Source organism: Phyllobacterium sp., from assembly GCF_037994425.1.
Classification (GTDB): domain Bacteria; phylum Pseudomonadota; class Alphaproteobacteria; order Rhizobiales; family Rhizobiaceae; genus Phyllobacterium.
This window is the reverse complement of the sequence record NZ_JBBNAM010000368.1, coordinates 1-3,083: the sequence shown is the minus strand read 5'-3', so window position 1 is coordinate 3,083 and position 3,083 is coordinate 1. Positions and strand designations below refer to the sequence as shown.

The 3,083-nt window shown below is 59.3% G+C and carries 4 protein-coding genes; 2 read left to right on the top strand and 2 right to left on the bottom strand.

Features of this window, described 5'->3' with window-relative positions:
- Positions 1 to 487 (bottom strand): LssY C-terminal domain-containing protein (locus AAAB35_RS24655; protein WP_340670933.1); only part of this gene is annotated, 487 nt, incomplete at its 3' end.
- 155 nt (positions 488 to 642) lie between these two features.
- Between AAAB35_RS24655 and AAAB35_RS24650 the strand changes: the two genes are divergently transcribed.
- Together AAAB35_RS24650 and AAAB35_RS24645 are read left to right on the top strand one after the other, a co-directional pair.
- Positions 643 to 1,755: an ionic transporter gene (locus AAAB35_RS24650; protein ID WP_340670932.1), complete on the top strand. Its 1,113-nt coding sequence runs from the start codon at positions 643 to 645 to the stop codon at positions 1,753 to 1,755.
- Between the two features lie 12 nt (positions 1,756 to 1,767).
- Positions 1,768 to 2,409, top strand: coding sequence for an alpha/beta family hydrolase (locus AAAB35_RS24645; RefSeq protein ID WP_340670931.1), 642 nt, complete (start codon positions 1,768 to 1,770; stop codon positions 2,407 to 2,409).
- A 6-nt stretch (positions 2,410 to 2,415) separates the two neighbouring features.
- Here the strand turns inward: AAAB35_RS24645 and AAAB35_RS24640 are convergent.
- Positions 2,416 to 3,083, bottom strand: a 668-nt coding sequence (locus tag AAAB35_RS24640) for an SDR family oxidoreductase (protein WP_340670930.1), incomplete at its 5' end; no start/stop codon positions are given.

Sequence of the window (3,083 nt, the reverse complement as noted above, 5' to 3'; positions counted from 1 at the left end):
TATATTCGCTGACGCCGACATGCTGGTCGAAAGTCGCCGAACCGAGCCAGACCGGGCGCCCTTCCTCACCCGATTGAAGCACTTGCCAGATGCGGACATGATGACGGTGCCGTGCGCTGTCACCCACCGGTTTTTCATAAGCAAGGTCCTCTCGGCGCCCCTCGTAAAAAAGCGGGCTCACCGGCGCGCTCGTATAGGGCCGATCGAAGACGACGCTGCCGATAATATCGATGCTCGAGCGCAACGTGACGGGATCGGCGGGATACCATCCGGCGGCATGCATAGCGCGTACGACATCCTCGCGGCTGCCGATGAGGCCGACGTTCAACGGATCGCCGGGCATGCCGCCCGCTGTCATCGTTACCATCGGACGCCGTGCAAGGCCCGGCTGACGCTCGTAGTGGGTCCAGGCCATTGGCAGGATAACATAGGCCAGCAGCAGGTAGACAGCGACTACCACTCCGAGGCCGACAAGCAGGCGCTTCATTTTCTCCCCCGACACGGTTTCCCTGCGCACGTAGTACATTGATCTTCGCACGTGTTGCTTCAAATCGAAATACAACCTCGGAATGCATGTCGGACTAGGCCTAGTAATTGAGGAGTGCTAGGAATGACCTGCCTCTCGCTTCACCCGGACCATTCATGGCCACACGATCCCTTTCACTCCATCGATACCTGATCCCGATTGGTTGTCTCGCCCTTGCGGTCACCATCCAATTGGCGGAGGTCCCGGTCGGCGCCGGACGCCATGGCATCGGCATTCTTGTTTCCGCGCTCGCCATCTGCCTGCTTCTCGCTACCGTGTTCGTGGTGCTGCAGCATGCCGAAGCGCTGGCTCTGCGCCTTGGCCAGCCATATGGCACATTGCTGCTGACCTTTGCGGTGACAACCGTTGAAGTCTCGATCATCCTCGCCATGATGCTGCACGGCAAAAACAATCCGACTCTCGCACGGGAGTCGGTCTTCTCTACGGTCATGATCGTTTGCGCGGGTGTGGTCGGTCTTTGCCTCACGCTCGGGAGCATGCAGCATCGGCAACAGGAGCTGAAGCGGCAGGGTACGAGTGCGATTCTTTCGGTGCTTACGGCGCTCGCCGTTCTGACGCTGATCCTGCCAAACTTCGCGCTCCAGGATGCACCGGGTACATTTTCGCCCCTGCAACTCACCTTTGTCAGCATCTGCTCGGCCTTGCTTTACGGCAGCTTCGTTTTCGCCCAGACCGTTCGGCATCGCGATGATTTTCTCGATGATTTTGCCGAGACCGAGGGAGCACATACCGGTCGTGCCCATCCGCATGAAGGGTCTTGGATCAACGCCGTACTGCTGATGATCGGGCTCTTCGGCATCGTCCTCCTTGCGGAGCGCGTGGCGATGGGCGTCGAGGGCGGCCTCGAGGCCATTGGTGTCCAGCAAGCGGATGCGATAGTCGGCGCTTTCATTGCAACGCTCGTCCTTTTGCCGGAGGCCTTGTCGGCGATCCGGGCGGCGATCAACAATGAACTGCAGCGTAGCCTGAACATCGCGCTCGGATCGGCGCTCGCAACGATCGGTCTGACCATTCCCGCCATCGGAATTGCCAGCGTCGTCACCGGACGCGAATTGACGCTCGGGCTTCCGGCCGGCGATTCGGTGCTGCTTGCCCTGATCCTCGGCATAAGCATCCACAGCTTCGGGACCGGGCGGACCAATGTGTTGACGGGCCTCGTTCACCTCGTCGTTTTCGTTGCCTTCCTGCTTCTCGTCACGACCAAATAGGGCGGGTTCAAAATGCAAGACAGATTTCTGTTCGACGGCGATGCCGATGCGCCTGTTACGATCCTTCTTGCCCATGGGGCGGGCGCGCCAATGGATTCTGCATCCATGACCGCGACCGCCAAAGCTCTTGCGGATGCCGGCTTTCGTGTCGCGCGGTTCGAATTCGCCTACATGGCGGCACGGCGCACATCGGCAGGACGCAAGCCGCCGCCGCGTGCCGAAACGCTAAAGCCGGAATATGTTGCCGCGATCAGAGAGCTCAGCAAGACACAGCGACTCATCATCGGCGGCAAATCGATGGGGGGCAGGGTCGCCAGCGTGATCGCCGACGATCTTTATGCAGCAGGCGAGATCAGCGGGCTTCTTTGCCTCGGCTATCCATTTCATCCACCAGGGAAACCGGAACAGCTGCGTACCAAGCATCTTGCCGGGCTGATGACGCCGACCCTGATATGTCAGGGAACGCGCGATGAATTCGGCACAAGGGAGGAGGTCGAAGGTTACGATCTGTCGGACACGATCGAGATCCTTTGGCTTGCGGACGGTGATCACGATTTGAAGCCTCGTAAAAGCATATCTGGCTTTACGGCAGCTGATCACATGAAGGTCATGGCGGACAAGGTCTCCGCCTGGGTGAACAGCTTGGCGAGATGATCTGCCTCAAGCGATGGACCATCCGCCATCTACGAGAAGGTTCAGACCTGTGACCAGCGATGCGGCCGGCGATGCAAGGAAGACAACCGCGCCGACAACATCCTTGGTTTCGCCGATCCGTCCCAGCGGAATATGCGCGAGCGTCTGGTCGTGAAATTCCTTGTCGGCAAGCGCAGGCCTCGTCCCATCGGTCCAGATGAATGTCGGGGCCACCGTGTTGACCGTGACGCCATATGGCGCCCATTCCGCGGCCAGACAGCGGCTCAGATGATTGATAGCAGCCTTGCTCATGCAATAGATCGCCTCGCCGCGGAGCGTGACGGTTCCAGCCTGTGAACTTATGCTGATGATGCGGCCTGCTTTGCGAGCGATCATGTGCCGCGCGACGGTCTGGGTCATCAGGAACGTGCCCTTGATGTTAACCTGAAGAATCTCGTCGACAGCTTCCTCGCTTACGCGTTCTGCAAGGTCACCCGGCGCAACGCCGACATTGTTGATAAGCACATCGATGCGACCGAACTCGTTCAACGCTCTTTCGACAGAGTTCTCGATTTCGTCGCGCCTGGAGATATCCAACCGGACCGGCAGGACCTTCCTTCCCATGGCCGAGATTTCAGCGATCAAATCCGATGAACCGGAAACATCGCGCAAACCTAGCACGATGTCGGAGCCGG

Excerpts from the sequence above, each read along its gene's own strand:
- AAAB35_RS24645 (WP_340670931.1), top strand. The coding sequence starts at position 1,768 with ATGCAAGACAGATTTCTGTTCGACGGCGATGCCGATGCGCCTGTTACG.
- AAAB35_RS24650 (WP_340670932.1), top strand. The coding sequence starts at position 643 with ATGGCCACACGATCCCTTTCACTCCATCGATACCTGATCCCGATTGGT.